The organism is Amycolatopsis sp. NPDC114504, assembly GCF_055633595.1.
The window spans coordinates 314,283-330,123 of sequence record NZ_JBVKDU010000007.1 but is presented as its reverse complement, the minus strand read 5'-3'; the positions used below and the strand labels follow the sequence as shown (position 1 = coordinate 330,123).

The following is a 15,841-nucleotide window of genomic DNA, read 5'->3' as shown; positions in this document are numbered from 1 at the left end:
GAAGCCGCCGGGCCGCCCCCACGACGGCCCGGTGGCTCCCGCGCAATGCTTTTAACTACGCACAGCCCGCGCCGGCGGTTCAGCAGTTGCCGAGAGTCACGTCGCGGGCCGCCGAGCGGCTGAGGTTCCAGGCGGGCCAGCCGTCGGGGGTGTCGCCGGCGAGGACCTGGCGCAGTACGCAGCTGCGGAGCGGTTCCGGCAGCCGGGCCGACACCACCGGGACGACGTCGGCGGAGAACCCGGCCAGGTAGCGGTGGTCAAGGGGTTTCCCGGCGGCCGCGCGGTCGAGGTTGGCGTCGGCGATGAGGCGTTCCGGGTCGAGCACGGCGAGCACCAGCAGCGCCGCGGCGGCGGTGCCGATCGCCGCGCGCGGCAGCCACGCCGAGCGAAGCTTGAGCAGCGACGCCGCCACCAGCACGAACACGGCACCGAACCAGAGTTCGCAGACCTCGACCAGCAGCCGCAGGACGGTGAAGCCGTAGGCCTCCTGGTAGGTCCACATGCGACTCAGCGCCGACCCGACGAGCACCAGGCTCAACGCGCTCAGGGCGCCCAGCAGGACGCGCTGGCGGAGCCGGTCGGCCTTCGTGACGTTCGGCGCCCAGCGCAAGGCCGCGGCGACGATGGCCAGCGTCAGCACGGTGACGGCGCACAGCTGCCAGAAGCCGCCGCGGGCGTATTCGGCGGAGGTGAGGTTGCTGGTGCGCAGGACGTACCCGGTCCCGCCGAAGAGGACGACCAGCCGAACGCCGACGAACACGCTGAACAGCAGGACGAGGACGGTCAGCGGGAGTGTCCACTCCAGACCGTACTTGGTCCGGTATGGACGGTCTGTTTCCGCGCGATGCGCTGGTGCGGCGAGGAAGTAGCAGGCCCCGGCGACGAGCAGCGCCGCGGCGAGGAACACGCAGCACCACCGCACGAGGACGTCGAGACTGAGATCGGGGACGACGGCGTTGACCACGGCGGCGAAGGCGGCATCGGCACTGGCGAGCAGCGGCACGAAGACGGCGACGAGCGCGGCGGTGGCGAGTACGGCGAGCCCGATCCGCCGGGCGACACCGTCCCGGCGGGCGGCGAACCGGCCGACCCCGCGCCCGGCCCAGGGAACGGCGCGCAGGGCTTCGAGCGGGACGGCGAGCATGTCGTAGACGATGGAGTTGACGGTCCGCTTCCCCACGACGGCGAGCGACCCGGTGACGAAGGCGCCGAGCACGCAGAGGACGAACAGCCACCCGGAGGCCCGCACGGCGCCCATCCCGAGCAGGGCGAGGGTGAGGAAGGCCCAGCCGGCGCTGCCCCAGGTGAAGGACCCGGAGCCCGCCGCCGACCGCCGATCGGCGAGGAAGACGGCGAGGGTGACGGCCACTCCGGCGAGCAGCCATCCGACGCCGGGCCGGTCGACGGGGAGCACGAGAGCGGCAGCGACCCCGGCTAGCCCGGCGGCGGGGAGAACGGCGGGCGGGAGCGGGACGACGGCGGACTTGGGAGGCGGGATCGGCCGCATGAGAACGGGAGGAGCCGCGACGGCGACACCGCCGGTCCAGGCTTCACCAGCTGTGGGTTCGAATGAAGCCCCGCCGCCTGCCGCACCTGCGGGGCCGGCCGAGCCACCCCCAGCAACTCGGCCGACCCGCGCCCCGCTTCCTGCCGCACCAGCGGATCCAGCCGAGCCACCCCCAGCGACTCGGCCGACCCGCGCCCCGCTTCCTGCCGCACCAGCGGATCCAGTCGAGCCACCCCCAGCGACTCGGCCGGCCCGCGCCCCGCGGCCCGCCGTCTGCGCGGATCCGGCCGGATCGCCCGGCTCGCCACCGCCCGCTCCTCCAATGCGGCTCGGACCGAGGATGCCCTCGCGAACCGACCGGACGGCGCCTCCCCCGCCGACCCCGGCTCGGGTGAAGCCACCCCCGCCGATCGCTTGCCCCGCGGCACCCGCTTCTCCGCGCCCGGCTCGTCGGGCTCACCGACCCTGCTCTTCGGCATGTTCCTCAACTCTCGTTCGCGTTCGCAAATGTCATGGCCCGCACTGCCCTCTCAGTCAGTCCCCAAGAGAACGTCAGCCCGTCGGCAACGTCACCCGGATCCGGCTCCCGACCCCGGCTTCGGGCGAAACCACCCCGATCGTCCCGCCGTGCAGCTCCACCGCCCACCGCGCGATCGCCAGCCCCAGCCCCGTCCCGCCGCCGGATGGCCGCTCGCCGCGCGTGAACCGCTCGAACACCCTCAGGCGATCCGCCGGGGCTATCCCCGGGCCCTCGTCGCACACGTCTATCCGAATCTCGCCCGGCCGGACCTCGGCCAGTACCCGCACCGAGCCGCCCGCCGGGCCGTGGCGGGCCGCGTTCTCCAGCAGGTTCGCCATCACCTGGAACAGCCGGCCGCGGTCCGCCGTCACCTCCGCGTCCGGTGGGGAAACCGCCACCGAGAACGTCACCCCGCGCACCAGCGCCGCCTCCGACACCGCTTCGGAAAGCAGCACCGAAAGGCAAAACGACGTCTTGTGCAACGGAATCGCCCCCGCGTCGAGGCGCGACAGGTCCAGCAGCTCGTCCACCAGCGTCGCCAGTCGTTCGGTCTGCTGCAGCGCCGTCTTCAACGTGGCGGGATCGGGATCTTCGACGCCGTCGACCAAGTTCTCCAGCACTCCGCTCAACGCCGTGATCGGCGTCCGCAGCTCGTGCGACACGTTCGCGATCAGCTCGCGGCGCTGCCGATCCGCGTCGCCGAGGTCGCCCGCCATCAGGTTGAACGCCTGCGCCAGCTCGCCCACCTCGTCCCGCGTGGTGGCTCGGACGCGGCGCGTGTAGTCGCCCTTCGCCATCGCCCGCACCGCGCCCGTCATCTCGCGCAGCGGCCGGGTCATCCCGTGCGCCAGCACCTGCGACAACACCAGCGCCAGCACCATCGCCGTGATCGTCGTCCTGGGTGGCAGCCACCCGATCTGCCAGTTGAAGAACGCGAACGCGACCCCGCCGGACGCGACCATCAGGATCGCCAGCTTCAGCTTGATCGACCGGACGCCGTCCAGCGGCCGCGGCAGCAGCTCGACCACCCTGACCAGCAGCGCCTTCACGATCCCGCCTCCAGCGCGTACCCGACGCCGTGCACCGTCCGGATGAGGTCGGCGCCAAGCTTCCGCCGCAGCGCCTTGATGTGGCTGTCGACCGCCCGGGTGCCCGCGGACGTGCTGTGGACGTCCCAGTCCCACACCTCCGACAACAGCCTTTCGCGCGGCTGCACCACTCGCGGCCGCCGCGCGAAGTGCACCAGCAGGTCGAACTCGATCGGCGTCAGCTGCGCCGCCACGCCGGCCCGGGCGACACGCCGCTGGTCGACGTCGATCTCGAGGTCGCCGAGCACGATCCGCGTGCCCACCACCGAAGACGAGCGCTCGACCCGCCGCAGCAGCGCGTGCACCCGCGCCGTCAGCACCCGCATCGAGAACGGCTTCGTGAGGTAGTCGTCGGCGCCGACGCCCAGCCCGACCAGCATGTCCGTCTCGTCGGCGCGCGCGGTCAGCATGAGCACCGGCACCGGCCGCCGCCCCTGGATCCGGCGGCAGACCTCCAGGCCGTCGAAGCCCGGGAGCATGACGTCCAGCACCACGAGATCCGGCTCCGCGGCCGTGTCCGCTTCGACCGCGGCCGGCCCGTCGTGGGCGACGTCGACGCTGAACCCCTCGGCCCGCAGCCGGGCCGCGATCGACGCGGCGATCGTGACGTCGTCCTCGACGACGAGCACCCGCCGCACTCCTGCTTCCATGGGGACGACCTTAGGGATCGGCGGTGGAGAGGGTCCGCGCGAAGTGTGAAGATCCTGTGGAGACGTTTCACCCGCTTTGCCGGTTCGTGACGGCGAGATGTGTGACGCAGGTCATGCACCCCGGCGCCCGTTCGCGCAATCGACAGTCTGCACTCCTGATCAGGGAAGAGTGAACAGTCTGCCGTTGCCCCGGCCACAACGCGGCGCGCAGGATTCCGCAATGGCGCCGACACCCGCAGACCAGCGCGTGCACGACGACGGCCGGGTCGAGCTCGAACCCGCCGACGTCGGGTCTCTCGAAGGCAGCCGGTTCTTCAACGAAGAGCTGGCCCCCGTCCCCGTCGCAAAACGGACCTGGACCACCTACAACTACTTCGCGCTCTGGATGGGGATGGCCCACAACATCCCCAGCTACGCACTGGCCGCGTCGCTGATCGCGCTCGGCATGAACTGGGTGCAGGCGCTGATCACGATCACCATCGGCAACCTCGTCGTGCTCGCGCCGATGCTGCTCAACAGCCACGCCGGCACGAAGTACGGCATCCCGTTCCCGGTGTTCGCCCGCGCGTTCTACGGCCTGCGCGGCGCCAACCTGGCCGCGCTGCTGCGCGCGTTCATCGCGTGCGGCTGGTTCGGCATCCAGACGTGGGTCGGCGGTGAAGCCATCTACGTCATCCTCGGGCGGCTGCTCGGGTCGTGGTGGCGGGACGCGCCGATGGTCGCCGGCCAGCACTGGACGCTCTGGCTGTCGTTCGTCGTCTTCTGGATCGGCCAGATGCTGATCATCTGGCGCGGCATGGAGGCGGTCCGCCGGTTCGAGAACTGGACGGCGCCGCTGGTGTCGGTCGGCTTCCTGATCATGCTGGGGTACGTGCTGGTCAAGGCGGGCGGGCTCGGCCCGATCCTGTCCGACGGCGGCAAGCTCGGCTGGGGCCCGGACTTCTGGAAGGTGTTCGCGCCGTCGCTGATGGCGATGATCGCGTTCTGGTCGACGCTCTCGCTCAACATGCCGGACTTCACGCGCTTCGGCGGCAGCCAGCGCAAGCAGGTCCGCGGCCAGATCCTCGGCCTGCCGACTACCATGACGTTCATCGCGATCGTCGCCATCCTGACGACGTCGGGCGGGCACGTCCTCTACGGCGAGGACATCTGGGACCCGGCGCAGCTGGCCGACAAGTTCGCCAGCCCGGTCGTGGTCGTCGTCGCGCTGGTCGCGCTGGTGCTGGCGACGATCTCGGCGAACCTCGCGGCCAACGTCGTCAGCCCGTCCTACGACTTCTCGAACGCCTTCCCGAAGAAGATCACCTTCGCGATCGGCGGCGGGATCACCGGTGTCATCGGCGTCCTGATCCAGCCGTGGCGGCTCTACTCCGACCCGAACATCTACATCTTCGCCTGGCTCGGCTTCTACGGCGGCCTGCTCGGCGCGGTCGCCGGGGTGCTCGTCGCGGGCTACTGGGTGATCGCCCGCACCAAGCTCAAGTTGAAGGACCTCTACACACCCGATGGGGTGTATTGGTTCAGCGGCGGCTGGAACTGGCGCGCGCTGGTCGCGACGCTGGTGGGAGCCCTGCTCGCGGTCGGCGGCGCCTATGGCGGGCCGTTCCCCGACGGCGGCCTGATCCCGTTCCTCAAGCCGCTTTACGACTACAACTGGGTGGTCGGCTTCGTCGGCGCGTTCGTCGTCTTCGCCGCCCTGTCCGCATCGTCCAACAAGGAGGAAGCCAGTGAGCGTGGTCCGAGCCGCATTGATCCAGCAGCGGTGGACAGGTGACAAGGAGTCCATGATCAAGGCGGCGGTCGACCACATCGCCACCGCCGCCTCGCAGGGCGCCCAGGTCGTCTGCCTGCAGGAACTGTTCTACGGGCCCTACTTCTGCCAGGTGCAGGACACCGAGTTCTACTCCTACACCGAGGGCATCCCGGACGGGCCGACGACCAAGCTCATGCAGGAGGTCGCCGAGCGCCACGGCGTGGTGCTGATCGTGCCGATGTACGAGGTCGAGCAGCCGGGCGTCTACTACAACACCGCCGCGGTGATCGACGCCGACGGCACGTACCTCGGCAAGCACCGCAAGAACCACATCCCGCAGGTCAAGGGCTTCTGGGAGAAGTTCTACTTCCGGCCCGGGAACATGGGCTACCCGGTGTTCGACACCGCCGTGGGCCGCATCGGCGTCTACATCTGCTACGAGCGGCACTTCCCGGAGGGCTGGCGCGCGCTGGGCCTGGCCGGGGCGAAGATCGTGTTCAACCCGTCGGCGACCAGCCGCGGCCTGTCGCAGTACCTGTGGAAGCTGGAGCAGCCGGCGGCCGCGGTGGCCAACGAGTACTTCGTCGGCGCGATCAACCGCGTCGGCGTGGAACCGCTGGGTGACAACGACTTCTACGGCCAGACGTACTTCGCCGACCCGCGCGGGCAGCTGATCGGCGACGCCGCGTCCGACACCGACGACGAGGTCGTCATCCGCGACCTCGACATGACGCTGCTCGACGAGGTCCGCGACCTGTGGGCGTTCTACCGCGACCGCCGGCCGGACACCTACGGCCCCCTCACGGAGGCCTGATGACCACGCTCATCACGGGCGGCCAGGTCGTCTCACCGTCCGGAGCGATCTCCGCGGACGTCCTCGTCGACGGTGAGACCATCGCCGCCGTCGGGGCACCCGGGACGCTGACCGGCGACGAGACGATCGACGCCACCGGAAAGTACGTGCTGCCCGGCGGCATCGACGCGCACACGCACATGGAGATGCCGTTCGGCGGCACGCACTCCGTCGACTCGTTCTCGACCGGCACCACGGCGGCGGCCTGGGGCGGCACGACGACGATCATCGACTTCGCCGTGCAGGCCAAGGGAACCTCGCTGCTGTCCACACTGGACAAGTGGCACACCAAGGCCGACGGCAACTGCGCCATCGACTACGGCTTCCACATGATCGTCTCCGACGTCAACGACCAGTCGCTGAAGGAGATGGAAGCCTGCGTCGGCGCCGGGGTCGGCAGCTTCAAGATGTTCATGGCCTACCCGGGCGTGTTCTACTCGACCGACGGCGAAATCCTGCTGGCCATGCAGAAGGCGCGCGAGATCGGCGCCACGATCATGATGCACGCGGAGAACGGCATCGCGATCGACCAGCTGGCGGCGCAGGCCGTGGCCGCGGGCAACACCGACCCGGTCCAGCACGGCCTCACGCGTCCGCCGGAGCTGGAAGGCGAGGCGACGTCCCGGGCGATCCAGCTCGCGAAGGTCACCGGTTCGCCGCTGTACATCGTGCACCTGTCGGCGTCGCAAGCGCTTGCGGCGGTCGCGGAGGCGCGCAACGACGGTCAGAACGTCTTCGCCGAGACGTGTCCGCAGTACCTGTATCTGTCCATTGAGGACCTGGCGAAGCCGGACTTCGAAGGCGCGAAGTACGTCGCGTCGCCGCCGCTGCGGGAGAAGTCGCACCAGGCCGACCTGTGGCGGGGCTTGCGGACGAACGACCTGTCCGTCGTGTCGACCGACCACTGCCCGTTCTGCTTCAAGGACCAGAAGGAGCTGGGCCGCGGCGACTTCCGGGCGATCCCGAACGGCATGCCGGGGGTCGAGCACCGGATGGACCTGCTGCACCAGGGCGTCGTCGCGGGCGAGCTGACGCTCGGACGCTGGGTCGAGACGTGTTCGGCGACGCCGGCGCGGATGTTCGGGCTGTACCCGCGCAAGGGCGTCATCGCGGCGGGTTCGGACGCGGACATCGTCATCTACGACCCGTCGGCGACCCAGACGTTGTCGGCCGAGACGCACCACATGAACGTGGACTACTCGGCGTACGAGGGTTTTGAGCTGACCGGCCGGGTGCACACCGTGCTGTCACGCGGGCGCGTCGTGGTGTCGCCGGACGGGTTCACCGGGTCGACGTCGCACGGGAAGTTCCTCTCGCGCGACCTGAACCAGTACTTGAACTGAGGGAGTCATGGACTTCGGGATCGTGCTGCAGACGGACCCGCCCGCGCGGGACGTCGTGCGGCTCATGAAGGACGCCGAGGACGCCGGGTTCCGCTACGGCTGGACGTTCGACTCCTGCGTGCTGTGGCAGGAACCGTTCGTCATCTACTCGGCGATCCTCGCGGCGACGTCGTCGCTGGTCGTGGGGCCGATGGTGACCAGCCCCGGGACGCGCGACTGGTCGGTGATGGCGTCGACGTTCGCCACACTCAACGACATGTACGGCAACCGGACCGTCTGCGGCATCGGCCGCGGCGACTCGGCGCACCGGGTCGTCGGGAAGCCACCGTCCACTTTGGCCACCGTCCGCGACTGCATGCGCGTGGTGAAGGACCTCGCCGAAGGCCGTGCGGTGGAGATGAACGAGACGACCGTGCAGATCCCGTGGATCCGCAACGGCAGGCTCGAGATGTGGATGGCCGGGTACGGGCCGAAGGCGCTGAAGACGGTCGGCGAGCACGCCGACGGCTTCATCCTCCAGTGCGCGGACCCGGCGATCGCGCGCTGGACGATCGGCGCGGTCCGTGACGCGGCCCGCGCGGCCGGGCGCGATCCCGGCGGCATCACGATCTGCGTCGCGGCCCCGGCGTACGTCGGCGACGACCTGGCGCACCAGCGGGAACAGCTGCGCTGGTTCGGCGGGATGGTCGGCAACCACGTCGCCGACCTGGTGGCGCGCTACGGCTCGTCGGGTGCGGTGCCGAAGGAGCTGACCGACTACATCCGCGAGCGCGAGGGGTACGACTACAGCCACCACGGCAAGGCGGGCAACCCGTCGACGGAGTTCGTCCCGGACGAGATCGTCGACCGGTTCTGCCTGCTGGGCCCGGCATCGGCCCACGTCGAGCGGTTGCAGGAGCTGGCGGAGCTGGGCGTGGACCAGTTCTCGCTGTACCTGATGCACGACGACCGCGAGGCGACGCTGGCGTCCTACGGCTCGCAGATCATCCCGAAGCTCACCGCGTAGGGCTCGCCCTACCCCGGTTCCGGGGGTGCGCACCAGCGCGCCCCCGGTCCCGGTGGCGGGACGATCGGCTCATGAATTCTCCGAAACTCCGTGCTGCGCTGGCTCTGGGGGCCGTCGCGAGCGCGGTCGCCTTGAGTGCGCCCGCGGCCGCGGCGAGCCCCGCCGGAATCGTCTGGGAAGACTCGTGCGCCGCCGGATACCAGTGTGGCCACCTCGACGTCCCACTGTCCTATCAGGACCCTTCGGCCGGCACAGTGTCCGTCGCCGTCGGCCGGTTGCCGGCCACCGACCAAGCCCACAAGCTGGGCACCATCTTCTACAACCCCGGTGGCCCCGGCTCGTCCGGCCGGTTCGCCCCCGCGTTGACGCCGTCCCTGCACGCGCGTTTCGACATCGTCGGGTTCGACCCGCGTGGAGTCGGATCCAGCTCGAAGATCCACTGCTTCACCGATCCGTCGCAGCTCGAAGTGCTGCAGCGGGCGCTCGGCACGTTCCCACTGACCCGCGAGGCCGAGCAGCAGCAGATCGCGGACACGCAGACCGTCACCGACCTGTGTGAGCAGAACGCCGGTCCGCTGGCGAACCACCTCTCGACCGGCACGATCGCCCGTGACCTCGACCGCCTGCGGGCGGCGTTCGGCGAGCCGAAGCTGCGGTACTACGGCAAGTCGTACGGCACCTACCTCGGCGAGACCTACGCCAACCTGTTCCCCGGCCGCGTCGGTTCGCTCGCGCTCGACGCCGTCGACGACCCGGCGCGCTGGTCGACCGGCACCGGCCCGATGAGCTACCGGCTTCGCGGCTACGAAGACGGACCGCGCGCGCTTCAGTCCTTTTTGGACGCCTGCGCGTCGCGCTGCGCGTTCGACTACGACGCTATCCTGGACCGGCTCGAAGCCGGCCCGATCACGGTGACCGACACGGCCGGGAAACAGGTCGTCGTCACCTACCAGAGCGCGATCGCCACGATCCACAACTACCTGACCGATGCCCAGGCCGCGCCGCGGCTGGCGGCGTTCCTCCAGGCGCTCGCGGATCCGGCGTCGCGCGCCCCGGCCGCGGCGGGCGGCCCGCCGGACGTCGATTCCCTTCTGGGCGGCGGCGCGACGCTGTGCTCGGACGCGGCGAACCCGCGTGATCCGGCCGTCTGGTGGGACTACGCCCGGCGCGCGGACCAGGTCGGGCGGGGTTTCGGCCCGTACGACGTCTACAAGACGCTCCCCTGCGCCACCTGGGACATCTCGGACACCGGCCGGTACGCGGGTCCGTGGAACCGGCCGACGGCGCCGATCCTGCTCCTCGCCAACCGCCAGGGTGACCTGGAGACGCCGTACGCCGGGGCCCAGCGGACCGAGAAGCTGCTGGCCAACGCGCGCCTGCTGACCCTCGACGCGTACGGCCACGGTTCGCGCGGCAAGAGCGCGTGCGTCGACGCCTCGCTCGACCGCTACTTCGTCGCCGGTTCGGTGCCCGCCCGGGGTGCGCTCTGCGCTCCGGACCGGGGTCCCTTCGACTGAAGGTACGCCATCGCCGCTTCGGGATCGCCCAGCCAGCCTGCGTAGTCGGCCGGGTTCTCGAAGAGGTGCGCGAACCGGTGCGCCACTTCGGGAACGCGCTGTGCGGTGTCCAAAGTGGCCAGTACGTGGGGCGGCGGCGGGGCCAGGAGGTCGTTGTTGAAGCGCGTCGCGTGCCGGGCGTGCTGCCAGTAGCGGGCGAAGGCGTCGTGCATGAACTCCTCGTCGAACGGCCGGTCGGCGCGCTCGACGATGGCCTCCTGGTACGCCCGCGCCGCGCGGGCGGCCATGTTGGCGCCCTGGCCGCCGACCGGGTCGTTGGTCACCGCGGTGTCGCCCATCGCGAGGACCTTCGCCCCGGACGGCAGGGTGCCGACCGGGTGCCGCACGATCGGCGTGATCCGGCCGTGCAGCATCTCGGTCGGCGCCACGGGACGCGTGTTGTCGAGGAGCTCCGCCTGCCACGGGTAGTGCGTGCGCAGCAGCTTCCGCGCGGTCTCGTAGTGCTGGTCGATGTCGGTGACGCCGTCCCAGACGTCCATCGGGCCGCCGGGCAGACCGAAGAAGCCGATGCCGTGCACCGGGCCGTGGACCGAAAGCACGGGCAGCAGGAAGAACTCGCCGACCGGCGCCATGCCGAAGGTGAGCCCCGGCACGGCGTCGAGCGTGCCGGCGACGTAGCAGATACCGATCGCGCGCTGCGGCTCGCGGTAGGGCGAGCGTTCGTCGTCACGCGGGAAGAGCGCGTCGAACTGCGGCCCGCGCCCGGCCGCGACGATGAGCAGCTCGAACTCGCGGGCGCAGTCGTCGAGGTCGGCCGGGGTGACGCGGCGGAGGCGGAGGTCGCCGCCGAGGCGGTCGAACTCGGTCATCCAGTCGGCGACCTTGACGCGCTGGTCGACCGACTGCGCGGGCCGGTCGAGCCCGACGCGCCACGAGATGGCGGGCTCGGCGCCTTCGCCGGCGGCGGCGAAGGCGACTTCGCGGATGGGCGGCGCCTCCCAGAAGTCGATGCCGAGGGCGCGTTCCCGTTCGAGGGCGGGGTGGAAGAGGCACTGGTTGGAGACGAGCCGCCCGTCGCGCACGGCTTCGGCGGGGCGTTCGGCGAAGATCGTGACGTCGTAACCCCGTTGCCGCAGCCCGATGCCGAGGACGAGCCCCGCTTGCCCCGCTCCGACGATCCCGATCCGCCGCATGGCCGCCCCTCCCCTGGAAACCCTTTGCTGCCAACGTACTCGTTTTTCGGGAACCGGCCCCCGCCCGATCGGGCGGCCGCTAGGGTGGTTCGGTGACGCAGCCGCCGCCGGGTTTCGACCGCACACTCCTCCTCCGGGACGGCCGCCGGGTGTGGGTCCGCCCGCTGACCCCGCAGGACGCACCGGAGCTGGGCGAAGCGATCCGGAACGCGGACCCGGAGACGCTTCGCCGCCGGTTCTGCGGCTCGGCTCCCCGAGTGACACCCCAGCTGCTGGAGCGCCTGACGGTGCTGGACTACGAGCGCCGGTTCGCCCTGGTGGCCAGGTCAGCGGAGGGCCCGGGGGTGGCGGTGGCCCGCTACGAGGCAACGGGCCGGCGGATGGCGGAGGTGGCGATAGCGGTGGCCCCGGCATGGCGCCGGGTGGGGCTGGCCTCGGCGTTGCTGCACATGCTGGGGCTGGCGGCATTGGAGCGCGGGTTCGAGCGGTTCACGGCGGTGTATTCGGCGGACAACCGTCCGGTGGCGGAGCTGTTGGACTACGCGCGGGGGCGCCGGGTGATCGCTGAGGGTGTCGCGGAGGCGGAGGTGCAGCTTCGGGATCATCCCGAAGCGCCGGTGTCGAGGCCGGGATTTTCTTTCTTTCAGCGGAATCCGTAACAGAACGGCACCGGCTGTCGTCCGGTACGACGGGTGACGCGCGCGGGCGGATCATCTCCGAGGTCACCGCAGATGTGGGCACCAGCGCGAGAAGATCGGCCGCGCGATCGTGCACAACGGGGCATATGCAGGCGGATCGAGCACGCCTCCCAGCTGTTCCGCTAGTTCGCCGACATCGACGAAACCCTGCTGCCCGAGCTGGCCAAGCTCACGAAAGAGTCCTTCGACCTCGACTCGGTCATCAGCGCCGCCGGTGAGCTCAAGTACATCGGGCAGCTGAAGCGCGTCCTCGCGGCTCAGTTCAAGGAACCCGAGGACGACTGGGTCAAGTTCCTGACGTCGCGGGTCTACGAAGGCGCGATCACCCAGCGGGTGCGGGACCAGTTCGGCCCGCTGGTGGCCAAGGCGGCCAGCCAGTTCCTGAACGAGCAGGTCAACGACCGCCTGAAGAACGCGCTCGGCGGGCCCGGTTCCTACGTCAGCGTGTCGGGCGGGAGCACGCCGCAACCCGAGCCGGAGCCGGTCGCCGATGCCGATGACGCCGAGCGCGTCGTCACCACCGAAGACGAGCTCGAAGGCTTCCGGATCGTCCGCGCGATCGTCTGCGCCGAGGTGTCCGCCTCACGGATCGCCGCGCGGGACACCCAGACGTACTTCGGTGTCCTGCTCGACGACAACAACCGCAAGCCGATCGCGCGGCTGTGGTTCAACCGGTCGAAGAAGTACCTCGGTGTTTTCGACGAGAACAAGGTCGAGACCCGGCTGCCGATCACCACGGTCGAAGACATCTACCAGCACGCGGACCACCTGCGGACCACGGTGGCGAGGTACCTCACCACCGTGCGCCCGGAACCCGCTCAGTCCAGCAGCGCCTGGTAGACCAGCTGCCGCAGCTGCGACCGCAGCCGATACGTGCTCGACGGCAGCAGCTGCGTGTAGAACGCCACCGTCACGTCCTCGTCCGGATCCACCCAGAACGCCGTCGAGGCCGCGCCGCCCCAGGCGAACTCCCCCGCCGACGACAACGTCCGGGCCTTCACCGGGTCCTCCAGTACCGAGAACCCCAACCCGAACCCGTGCCCGTCGAACGGCATCTCCGCGAACAACGGCCGGCCGTACTCCTCCAGGTCCACGTGGCCCGGCAGGTGGTTCGACGCCATCAGCGCCACCGTTCGCGGGGACAGCAGCCGGACGTCGTCCAATGCTCCGCCGCGCAGCAGCATCTCCGTGAAACGCCAGTAGTCCGACGCCGATGACACCAACCCACCGCCGCCGGAAAGGCAGTCCGGGCCGGACTTTCCGAGAGCGCCGAACGCTTCGTTGCGCGTAGCACGGCCCGTAGCGGGATCCGGCACGTAAAGCGCGGCCAGACGAGCGACCGAAGAAGCCACGAACCCCGTGTCCGTCATGCCCAGCGGTGTGAAGATCCGCGACGAGAAGAACTCGTCCAGCGACTGCCCCGAAACGACCTCGACGAGCCGCCCCAGGACGTCCGTCGCGATCGAGTAGTTCCACTCCGCGCCCGGCTGGAACAGCAGCGGCAGCGACGCCCACTGCTCCGAACACGCCGCCAGGTCCAGACCCGGCGGCGTCCCCCACTCGAACCCCGCCGCCCGGTAGATCGCGTCGACCGGGTGGCCGTGGTGGAAGCCGTATGTCAGACCGGCCGTGTGGGTCAGCAGGTGCCAGACGCGGATGGGCTGCGTAGCCGGTTCGGTCACCGGCCGCAGCGCCGAGCCCTTGACGAACACCCGGGGCGACGCGAACTCCGGCAGCCACCGGGAGATCGGGTCGTCCAGCTCCAGCAGGCCGTCTTCGACCAGCATCATCGCCGCGACCGACGTGATCGGCTTGGTCATCGAGAAGATCCGCCACAGCGTGTCGGTCTCCACCGGCGTGCCCGCTTCGACGTCGCTGTGCCCGCCGCTGCCGACGTGCACGATCCGGCCGTGCCTGCTCACCACCGCGAGCCAGCCCGGTAGCCGTCCATCCTCGACGTACCGGTCGAAATGGGTGTCCATCCGGGAAAGCCGGTCCGCGTCGAATCCGGCTTCGGCCGGGTCGACGTCCACCTTGAGGTTCGCCATGTCGGCGAGATTACTTCTCGCGAGCCCGTTCGGCCGCTTTCTCTTCACGCCAGGCTTCGTCGTTCTTCCCGGCGCGCCAGTACCCCGAGATCGACAGCAGCTCACGCCGCATCCCGCGCTCGTCGAGCAGATACCGCCGCAGGTCGCGGACGAACCCCGCCTCGCCGTGCACGAACGCCTGGACCACCCCGGAGCGCCACGGCAGCTCCCGCACCGCCGCGGCGACGTCGCCACCGGACGAGCGGTGCAGCCACGTGATCTGCGCGTCGGCCTTCGTGGAAAGCGGCTGCTGCTCTTCGGCGTTCTCGACCAGGATCACGGCGTGGGCCGCGACGCCCGCCGGGAGCGCTTCGAGCGACGCCGCGATGGCCGGCAACGCGCTTTCGTCGCCGGCCAGCAGGTGCCAGTCCGCCTCGGTGCCCGGCGCGTACGCGCCTCCGGGGCCGGACAACAGCAGCTCGTCACCCGGCTGGGCCGCGGCCGCCCACGGGCCGGCGATGCCTTCGTCGCCGTGGTGGACGAAGTCGAAGATCAGCTCGCCGGCCTGCGGGTCGAACGCCCGGACGGTGTAGGACCGCATCCGCGGCCAGTGCTCCCGCGGCAGCGTGGCCCGGCACTCCTGGACGTCGAACGGCTCCGGGTACTCGACGCCCGGGACCTTGAACAGCACCTTCACGTACGCGTCGGTGAACTCGTTGGGCCGGAAATCGGCGATGCCCTCGCCGCCCGCGACGATCCGGATCATGTGCGGGGTCAGCCGCTCGGTGCGCAGCACGCGCAGTTTCACCGCGGGCCGTCCGGACCGCCGGGGTGCTTCGGCCATCGGCCAACTCCTCGCTCAGGTACTAAGGGTTACCTAAGCACCGTACGCGCAGATTCCGGCTCCTGGCCATCGGGCCGCCCCAGTTCTTCGATCATCCGGGCAAAACCGGCGGCCGTCTTCGCGCGGAACCCGACGAAGAACCGGTTGGCCAGCGGGACTCCCCAGCGTCCCCAGGTGGCCGCGTTGACCACGCGGTGCTCGACGCGCGCGCCGCCCGGATCGAGCGTGACGCGGTACTCCCCCCGGTACCACCAGCCGCCCTGCACCGCGAGGAACCCCCGTTCGGCGTCGACCTCGGTCCGCATCGGATGGCCGCCTCCGGTCACCCGGCGCCGCACGTCCTCGAACACCTCGGCCGGCGGGCGCGCGACGACCCCCGACGCCTCCGCAAGCGTTTTCACCCGCGCGGATCCGAGACGCGCGTGTTCTGGAACGCCGTGATCAGCCACTCGCCGTCCTCCTGGACGAGCACGAAGCTGACGGTCGACTCGCGGCCTTCGTCGGTGGTGTCCGCTCCGGTAACCGAAGAGCCGCCCCCGACGACGACCACGGCGACGTCCGGGCGGACGAACCGCACCTTCGCCGCCGCGCCGAGCTGCCCGGTCAGCTTGGAGCCCTTGAGCGGCCCCTCGAAGAGGGCCCGGTGCGAGCTTTCGATCGCTTCCCGGCCGGGGAAGTTGAGCCCGAAGAACGTCACGTAGTCCGCGTCCTCGGTGAAGAGCCGTCCGTATGCGGTGGCGTCGGCGGAGTTCCAGGCCTCAGTGAGGCGGCCGAGCACGGCGCGGACGTCGGCTTCAGCGGTGGTCGTGGTCATGAGATCCCCTTTTTTTGCGAACACTGTT

General features: G+C 70.4%; 15 protein-coding genes. 7 read left to right on the top strand and 8 right to left on the bottom strand.

Annotated features, from left to right (window positions below):
* Nucleotides 1-79 precede the first annotated feature (79 nt).
* The 3 genes from ACZ7PG_RS48315 to ACZ7PG_RS48305 all read right to left on the bottom strand — a co-directional run bounded on the left by ACZ7PG_RS48315 (nucleotide 80) and on the right by ACZ7PG_RS48305 (nucleotide 3,765).
* Nucleotides 80-1,414, bottom strand: coding sequence for a DUF4153 domain-containing protein (locus tag ACZ7PG_RS48315; RefSeq protein ID WP_470245979.1), 1,335 nt, complete (start codon nucleotides 1,412-1,414; stop codon nucleotides 80-82).
* A 645-nt stretch (nucleotides 1,415-2,059) separates the two neighbouring features.
* Nucleotides 2,060-3,076, bottom strand: coding sequence for a sensor histidine kinase (locus ACZ7PG_RS48310; protein ID WP_470245978.1), 1,017 nt, complete (start codon nucleotides 3,074-3,076; stop codon nucleotides 2,060-2,062).
* On the bottom strand, nucleotides 3,073-3,765 hold the full coding sequence (locus tag ACZ7PG_RS48305) for a response regulator transcription factor (protein ID WP_470245977.1): 693 nt from the start codon (nucleotides 3,763-3,765) through the stop codon (nucleotides 3,073-3,075). The genes ACZ7PG_RS48310 and ACZ7PG_RS48305 overlap by 4 nt, the downstream gene beginning before the upstream one ends.
* Nucleotides 3,766-3,985: 220 nt before the next feature.
* On the opposite strand from ACZ7PG_RS48305, the gene ACZ7PG_RS48300 reads away from it, so the two are divergent.
* From ACZ7PG_RS48300 to ACZ7PG_RS48280, 5 genes are all read left to right on the top strand, one after another.
* Nucleotides 3,986-5,539: an NCS1 family nucleobase:cation symporter-1 gene (locus ACZ7PG_RS48300; protein ID WP_470245976.1), complete on the top strand. Its 1,554-nt coding sequence runs from the start codon at nucleotides 3,986-3,988 to the stop codon at nucleotides 5,537-5,539.
* A 10-nt stretch (nucleotides 5,540-5,549) separates the two neighbouring features.
* Nucleotides 5,550-6,332, top strand: a complete 783-nt coding sequence (locus ACZ7PG_RS48295) for a nitrilase-related carbon-nitrogen hydrolase (RefSeq protein WP_247025045.1) — start codon at nucleotides 5,550-5,552, stop codon at nucleotides 6,330-6,332.
* Nucleotides 6,332-7,714, top strand: a complete 1,383-nt coding sequence (hydA, locus tag ACZ7PG_RS48290; RefSeq protein ID WP_470245975.1) for a dihydropyrimidinase — start codon at nucleotides 6,332-6,334, stop codon at nucleotides 7,712-7,714. The genes ACZ7PG_RS48295 and hydA overlap by 1 nt, the downstream gene beginning before the upstream one ends.
* 7 nt (nucleotides 7,715-7,721) lie before the next feature.
* The gene (locus tag ACZ7PG_RS48285) at nucleotides 7,722-8,720 is read left to right on the top strand and encodes a TIGR03842 family LLM class F420-dependent oxidoreductase (RefSeq protein WP_470245974.1); all 999 of its coding nucleotides are present in this window, start codon (nucleotides 7,722-7,724) and stop codon (nucleotides 8,718-8,720) included.
* A 71-nt stretch (nucleotides 8,721-8,791) separates the two neighbouring features.
* Nucleotides 8,792-10,237: an alpha/beta hydrolase gene (locus tag ACZ7PG_RS48280; RefSeq protein WP_470245973.1), complete on the top strand. Its 1,446-nt coding sequence runs from the start codon at nucleotides 8,792-8,794 to the stop codon at nucleotides 10,235-10,237.
* Here ACZ7PG_RS48280 and ACZ7PG_RS48275 read toward each other — a convergent pair.
* Nucleotides 10,168-11,430 (bottom strand): styrene monooxygenase/indole monooxygenase family protein, encoded by a 1,263-nt coding sequence (locus ACZ7PG_RS48275; protein ID WP_470245972.1) that lies wholly within the window; start codon nucleotides 11,428-11,430, stop codon nucleotides 10,168-10,170. The two genes, ACZ7PG_RS48280 and ACZ7PG_RS48275, sit on opposite strands and share 70 nt — an antisense overlap.
* Before the next feature lie 92 nt (nucleotides 11,431-11,522).
* On the opposite strand from ACZ7PG_RS48275, the gene ACZ7PG_RS48270 reads away from it, so the two are divergent.
* Both ACZ7PG_RS48270 and ACZ7PG_RS48265 read left to right on the top strand, forming a co-directional pair.
* Nucleotides 11,523-12,089 carry a GNAT family N-acetyltransferase gene (locus ACZ7PG_RS48270; RefSeq protein ID WP_470245971.1) on the top strand — a complete coding sequence of 189 codons (567 nt, stop codon included), beginning with the start codon at nucleotides 11,523-11,525 and terminating at the stop codon, nucleotides 12,087-12,089.
* Nucleotides 12,090-12,461: 372 nt separating this feature from the next.
* A complete protein-coding gene (locus tag ACZ7PG_RS48265; RefSeq protein WP_470245970.1) occupies nucleotides 12,462-12,968 on the top strand; it encodes a hypothetical protein in 507 nt (168 codons plus the stop codon).
* On the opposite strand, the gene ACZ7PG_RS48260 is transcribed toward ACZ7PG_RS48265, so the two are convergent.
* From ACZ7PG_RS48260 to ACZ7PG_RS48245, 4 genes are read right to left on the bottom strand one after another with little or no spacing between them, the layout of a single operon-like run.
* Complete coding sequence (locus tag ACZ7PG_RS48260) at nucleotides 12,947-14,176, bottom strand: serine hydrolase domain-containing protein (protein ID WP_470245969.1); 1,230 nt, start codon at nucleotides 14,174-14,176, stop codon at nucleotides 12,947-12,949. The genes ACZ7PG_RS48265 and ACZ7PG_RS48260 overlap by 22 nt on opposite strands.
* A 10-nt stretch (nucleotides 14,177-14,186) precedes the next feature.
* On the bottom strand, nucleotides 14,187-14,999 hold the full coding sequence (locus ACZ7PG_RS48255; protein WP_470245968.1) for a siderophore-interacting protein: 813 nt from the start codon (nucleotides 14,997-14,999) through the stop codon (nucleotides 14,187-14,189).
* Between the two features lie 29 nt (nucleotides 15,000-15,028).
* The gene (locus tag ACZ7PG_RS48250) at nucleotides 15,029-15,448 is read right to left on the bottom strand and encodes a hypothetical protein (RefSeq protein WP_470245967.1); all 420 of its coding nucleotides are present in this window, start codon (nucleotides 15,446-15,448) and stop codon (nucleotides 15,029-15,031) included.
* Nucleotides 15,397-15,813 carry an SgcJ/EcaC family oxidoreductase gene (locus ACZ7PG_RS48245; protein WP_470245966.1) on the bottom strand — a complete coding sequence of 139 codons (417 nt, stop codon included), beginning with the start codon at nucleotides 15,811-15,813 and terminating at the stop codon, nucleotides 15,397-15,399. The genes ACZ7PG_RS48250 and ACZ7PG_RS48245 overlap by 52 nt, the downstream gene beginning before the upstream one ends.
* Between the last annotated feature and the right edge of the window lie 28 nt (nucleotides 15,814-15,841).